Raw genomic sequence first — 6,808 nt, forward strand, 5'->3', positions numbered from 1 at the left:
TATATTTAGCCATCCAGAGCTAATCGGGGAGCAGGCACGCTCCTACGGACTCCTCCTCTCCTTGACTTATCATATCTAATTCCTTTTATGAATATCCTCAAGCATTTATTCTTCCTTGCCTCTCTTGGCATAGCAACCTGCGCCACAGCTCAAAGTACTGCAGAGTCCATAACTATAACTCCTACGGGACAGTATAGCGAACTCACTGGCTATATCTCTGGTGAGCAACTGTGGATTGATTTAAACGGCAATAGAACCCTTGACTCTGGCGAAGCTGTCCAGTCAGGTAAGAAGATGGTCAAAGCATTGCAAAACAACCATTTCCCCTTGACAATCTATGGCAAGACGATAACAGAGCTGATACTACAAAACAGTGAGACCCCAGATCAAATCAAAGCCATTGATCTGACCGCAGCTCACTCTCTCACTAAGCTAAACCTCAGGGGAAACCCCATCGTTGGTGAGCTTAGTCTCCAGTCTTGTCCAAGCATTGCTGAGGTCAATCTGAGAGAGACGATGCTAGAAGTGATCAATGCGACAGCTTGCTATTCGCTCACCCATCTATACGCCTCGGATAGTCCTAAGCTTCACAGCCTCCTCCTCTCAGACTGTAATAGACTATCGTGGCTCGAAGCTGATCGATGCGCTCTCCAGAACCCGATACTCAAGGGAGCCATATCGCTTTCCTCCATTCATCTAGATGACAATGAACTGACGGAGCTAAATATCCCGATGGCTTGTTCCAATCTCAAGGTCGTTAGTGTATCCAACAATCCGAACCTAAAGGAGCTGTCAATCCGTGCTCTCGCTACCGTGACTGGGCTCTACGCTTCTCGTTGTGGGCTTACTGCGATAGATCTCTCTCGAGGAGCTCTGCTAGAGAGCGTAGATCTCTCTTGCAATGAGCTTCGCGAGCTTACCCTACATGTCAATCAGACACGTCTTAAGGAGCTTCGGATCTACCAAAACGACTTCTCGCTAGAGCGTATGAAGCAACTCGTATCTACACTCCCCGCAGATGATAAGTCTAGAGAGGAGAAGCGTCTCATAGCTATCAATACGCAGGGTATAACGCCTCGAGAAGCAAATGTCTGCTCTAAGAGTGTTGTCTCTCTAGCGAATAGTCTAGGATGGGATGTCTATGACTATCACGGTGGTGTAGAGCAGCTCTACGCAGGCTCTAGTGATCCAAAGATTGACCCGACCAAAGAAGGGTTTATTATTACGACTCAGCAGCAACCTGGGGGAGAGCTCTCTCTTGACTTGAAGGGGAGCAATCTCTTTATAGATCTCAATGGCAACAACCTCTGCGACCCTGGTGAGAGTCTCCAGGTGGGACATAATCGCATCACTCTCTCGGAGCGAAACATCGTAACCATCTACGGATCTGACATAACAGAGGTGCGTATCCCCAATGGTCAGCTAAAGGGTGTTGATCTTGCTCAGGCTCCTCATATAGAGTCTCTAGACCTTAGTCATAACTTACTGGAGTTTGTTGACCTATCTGCGCAGCAACAGCTCAAAGAGCTAGATCTAAGTCACAACCGTCTGAGAAGTCTCCTCTTACCATTGAGAGCACCAATGAGCAAGCTTGCACTGGCCTTCAATCAAATCTCTTCGATAGAGCTACCCGCCTATCACGACCTGCAGGAGCTTTGGCTTAGCAACAATAGACTTACCGCCTTTAACCCGCTAGACCTTAAGTCGCTTCAAGAGCTACATGTCGAAGTCAATAAGATAGATCTCATAGCAATGCGAGAGCTAGTCTCACAGCTACCTACCAAGGCGACCTCAGAGACTAAGTGTAAGTTGTACGCAGTCGATACTACTGCTCCAGATGAGGGTAATCACATCTCCAAGAGTATGGTCACCTCTGCACGCTCCAAAGGCTGGTCAGTCTACAATGGTCAGACAGCTAACTATGAGGGTGAGCCAGACCAAAAGCTCGGAGAGCATGCAGAGCGCATTGCCATAACTGTCAGCTCCGAGGATCCCACGCTACTCTCATTCTTCCCTAAAGGCGAGGATTGCTGGGTTGACCTCAATGGCAACGATAGCTATGACCCAGGTGAAGAGATTGACGCAAGCACAGGACGTAAGCATCAGATTAGGGTCGTCAGTAAGCAGACCTTCACGCTGTATGGTCGGCAGATTACAGAGCTGCGGATCAATGACCAAGCACATGTCTCTAAGGTAGATGCCTCCGAGGCTCACTCGATAGAGCTACTATGGGTTCGAGACAACGACTTATCGGAGATCATACTGCCTAAAGGCAAGACACTCAAAAATCTAGATCTCTCCAATAATAAGCTCTCTGGAGATATAGACCTGCGTCCCTACACTGCTCTTGAGAAGCTATTTCTAGTCACCAACGCTTATCAGAGCGTTGCTGTGTCGGGGTTGCAGCAACTAAAGGTCCTGTCGCTGAGCGAGAACAAGCTCTCTACGATAGACCTTACAGATTGTGATAACCTGCAGGAACTGTACCTAGCGTCTAATCAGCTCACAAGCGTGGACTGTAGTCACCTCCACAAGCTGGAGACGCTTTCGGTCTTTAGAAATCAGATCAAGCGTCAAGCTATGCAGCAACTCATCGATGGACTAAACGACATCGCTCCATCGTCAAAGATTCGCGGTAAAATCTTCAACGTCTCCTATGTCACCAGAGATGGTCAGCCGTCTCTAGAGGAGCACAACGAGCTGACGCCAGAGCAGATCAAGCTGGCAGAGCAGAAGCAGTGGACTGTCAATGGCTGGAAGGAGGGTGGTGGCGTCATCGTCATCACAGCTCTTCAAGAGTGTGCCACTCCATCAGAGGATGCCTTGACTTGGTTCCCGATAGAGAGTGGATGGGTCGTTGCTCCACAGCATCTAGATGGTACAACTATCCTCTCTGTCTTCTCACCCGAGGGGACACTGATATATAGAGGTCTTGCTAATCAAATCCTTGAGATACACACGCCACTTCATAAGGCTTTGCTAGTTTATGGAGATCAGCGCTATCTATTGATACGATGAGAGACTATAGACAACTATGTTATAACTTACATTTTAACAAATACAATCTATGACAAAACGAATACTTTACCCGATTGTCTTTGCTCTGCTTCTCCTCTTGGGAGGGTGGGGCAGTAAGGCAAGTGGTCAGTCTAGTGGAGCGACTTATGCCGTCCGCTACACCCTGCCCAAGGGTGTCTCTGACCTAAGATGTGTTACCTACTTACCCTCTGAGGGCAAGGTGGTAGTGACCTCAGGGCGCAAGATCCCTGCTGGCACACAGCTCACCTTTACGGCAACTGTAGAGGCTGGCTATGAGATCGACCACTGGACGGTCAATGGTGAGCTCGCCCAGCATGAGCCTGAGGCCTATGGAGGTGCCAAGATAATGGAGATGGAGATGCCCGAAGAGGATATCGATGTCGTCATCGTGATGAAGGAGCCTGAGACACCTACAGATGAATGTACGGTTAGACTCACACCCTCTACGCCTGATGGAGGCATGCTCAGTGCATACTATCTTGAGCGTAACCCATTTACAGGAGAGGAGGATGCGACCTACATCGATGATGGCGATCGGGTTCCTAAAAACACACAACTCAAGGCTACAGCCGTGCCAAACTCAGGCTATACCATAGGGCAGTGGTACCAGGATGGTGTCGCAATAGAAGGCTCTAAGGGAAGGGAGAGTGTGTCCGTAGTAGTCCGTGGCAATACTGAGATCAAGGTAGACTTCGAGTCTTCAGGACAGAGCTTTGAGGGGGTCGTCTTTACATTCCAAGAGGACACTCCCGAGGGCACCATCACTGCCTATTACGAGGATGACAACTTCAATCACAAAGCCTTCCACTCGGGAGATAAAGTCCCTATGGGTAAGATGGCTTTCTTCACTGCTACCCCAAAAGCGGGTTACGAATTTGACTATTGGACCCTCAATGGGGAGAAGAGTCGCTTTCTGATGATTGTCGACGAGCACACCTGCAAGCTTTCTGCAGAAGACAACGACACCATCGGAGCCGTCTTCAAGCGGACCGCTCCTGCAGGGCACAAGATTACGCTTACAGCTGGTGAGGGAGGTACGCTCCAGTGCTTCCTATCTACTGGTCCAGAGGTACAGTCTGGTAGCACTGTTGATGACGGTGTCGCTCTACGGATTGTTGCTAAGCCTAAGAGTGGCTACAAGACAGATCAGTGGACGATCAATGGCGAGCCATTTGCAAAGGGCAAGGGTAAGAACACCATCATCCAAAAAGCTGACAAGGACCTCAATGTCGAGGTCTCCTTCCTCAAGGACATAAAGCTTTACACGGTCGAGTATGTCGCAGAGGCGGGTGGTACCATCAAGAGTGCCACATACTATGATCGTACTACTTACAACTACGTAGACTTCCAGAGTGGCAAGGAGCTACCCAAGGGCTCCGAAGTTGACATTGAGGTCGAGCCAAAGGCGGGCTATGTCGTAGACCTTTGGTATCTCAATGATCAGCCTATTGATGCCTCCAAGGGCAAAACTAGCCAAACCATCACGATCAGTGAGAATAGCAAGATCCGTATCACCTTTGCTACTAAGCCCAAGCAGACCGTAACGTACACTGCTAGCACTGGTGGTACCATCCAAGGTACTCTGCTAGGTACCGCCTTTGACTCTGGAGCTAAGCTCGACGAGGGTTCGTACATTATATTTACCGCTACACCCGATAAGGGGTATGAGGTTGATCAGTGGCGTATAGATGATGAGGTTGTCACGCGCTATGCTGGCAAGAAGGAGATACAGGAGCGCCTTGGCAATAAGCCTCTCAAGGTGGAGGTCTCCTTCAAGAAGATTCCAGTCACCTTCCCCGTTGTCTTCACTGCTGGTGAGGGTGGTACTATCGTAGCTACTGTAGCTGAGGGATCGGCTCATAAGACCATTACGAGTGGTGATGCCCTCGTTCAGTACAGCCGAGTCACATTCACCGCAAAGCCAAAGAGTGGCTACCTCGTTGATCAGTGGACTGTCAATGATCAGCCTCAACAATTCTTTGCAGGTAAACTAGAACTCACGCGCTCTGTTCGTGAGGCTCTCAAGGTACATGTAACCTTTAAGGAGGACAAGCCAGCTAAGCTCTGCACAATCAACTATACCAAGGAGAATGAGTGGGGTACGCTCGTCGCTTATTATGACACGCAAGCCTCTGGACGTATCAATGTCAAGCCTGGAGATAAGGTAGAGGAGGGATATATGATCACCTTCCTAGCTACGCCTAAGGAGGGCTACACCATTGATCACTGGACATACAATGGTACCAAGACTCCTCACGTCAAGCCCGAGATGCTGACCGTTAAGGCAACGGAAGATATGACTGTCGCCGTGGTATGCAACAAGGCAAAGCTATGTACCGTAACCTTTGATGCCGTAAGTGAGGGTGGCAAGATGACCGCCTCTTACCTCAAGGACGAAGGGCTCAACGGCTACAAGGATGTCTACATCAACTCTGGCGATCAGGTGCCTGCAGGTACCGAAGTAACTTTTGTCGTGACACTCACTGAGGGCTACACGCTGGAGCATTGGCTCGTAAACAATACGAAAAAGGCCTGCGACAAATACAGTCCGAACCGCCTACGCGAGCTTGTGATCAACGAAGATACAGAGGTTAAGGCCGTCTATAAGGCTCCTCAGAAGCCTCAGCATGCCGTCACCTTTACCGCTGGTGAGGGTGGTGCTATCGCTGCAACGGTTGGTACCGAGGCTAAGGCTATCCAGAGCAAGGATCAGGTAGAGCAGGGTGCAGTCATCACCTTTACCGCTACACCTAAGGAGGGCTATGAACTAGACCACTGGATGGTCAATGGCAAGCCTGCCGTCGCTGGTGCCGATACGAAGATTGAGGGCAATAAGCTCATCGTCACTCTAGGCGACCAGGACCTCAAGGTCGAGGCCACCTTCAAGAAGCTACCCGTCACCTACGAGGTTACCTACTCTGCTGGTGAGGGAGGAGATATCGTCGGAGCTAATTACAATGGTCGCAAGGTCATACCTAGTGGTTCAAAAGTAAATGAGAATGTCTACATGCGCTTTACGGCGAAGCCAAACACAGCGCAGGGCTATAAGGTCGATCAGTGGTTTGTCAATGGTGAGGTACAGAGCCAGCTCGCTGGAAGACCTTATATCACCTGGCAGATTAAGGCAAAGACCGATGTCAAAGTTACCTTCAGAAAGGAGCAGATGTATGAGGTCGACTACAAGCCAGACAACGAGTGGGGAACTATCGAAGCCTACTATTACGATGGTGGTCGCAAGGTAACTGTAGAGCCCAAAGCCAAGGTCAAAGAGGGTACCTTCGTAGAGTTTCAAGCTACTGTCAAGGAAGGCTATGCTCTAGATGGTTGGACCAATAATGGACACGAAATCCCCGTAGCTGATATTGAGACCCACAAGGCTAGCCTCACACTGCGAGCTAACGCCGTTATTGATGTCAAGTACCACAAGCTAGTTGTCAAGCATGCCGTTACCTTTACCGCTGGTGAGGGTGGTACTATCGCTGCAACGGTTGGTACCGAGGCTAAGGCTATCCAGAGCAATGATCAGGTAGAGCAGGGCGCTGTTATTACCTTTACCGCTACACCTAAGGAGGGCTATGAGCTAGACCAATGGATGGTCAATGGCAATCCTGCCGTCGCTGGTGCCGATACGAAGATTGAGGGCAATAAGCTCATCGTCACTCTAGGCGACCAGGACCTCAAGGTCAAGGCTACCTTCAAGAAGGTCATCGTCAAGCATGCCGTCACCTTTACCGCTGGTGAGGGTGGTGCTATCGCTGCAACGGTTGGT

2 protein-coding genes are annotated in these 6,808 nt (G+C 49.8%); both read left to right on the forward strand.

Annotated elements, in window-relative coordinates:
- Positions 1-87 precede the first annotated feature (87 nt).
- A complete protein-coding gene (locus Q0X57_RS07000) occupies positions 88-3,018 on the forward strand; it encodes a leucine-rich repeat domain-containing protein (protein ID WP_297729515.1) in 2,931 nt (976 codons plus the stop codon).
- A gap of 49 nt (positions 3,019-3,067) precedes the next feature.
- Positions 3,068-6,808 (forward strand): hypothetical protein (locus Q0X57_RS07005; RefSeq protein ID WP_297729518.1); only part of this gene is annotated, 3,741 nt, incomplete at its 3' end.

The sequence above is a fragment of the uncultured Porphyromonas sp. genome, assembly GCF_947254915.1.
Lineage (GTDB): Bacteria > Bacteroidota > Bacteroidia > Bacteroidales > Porphyromonadaceae > Porphyromonas.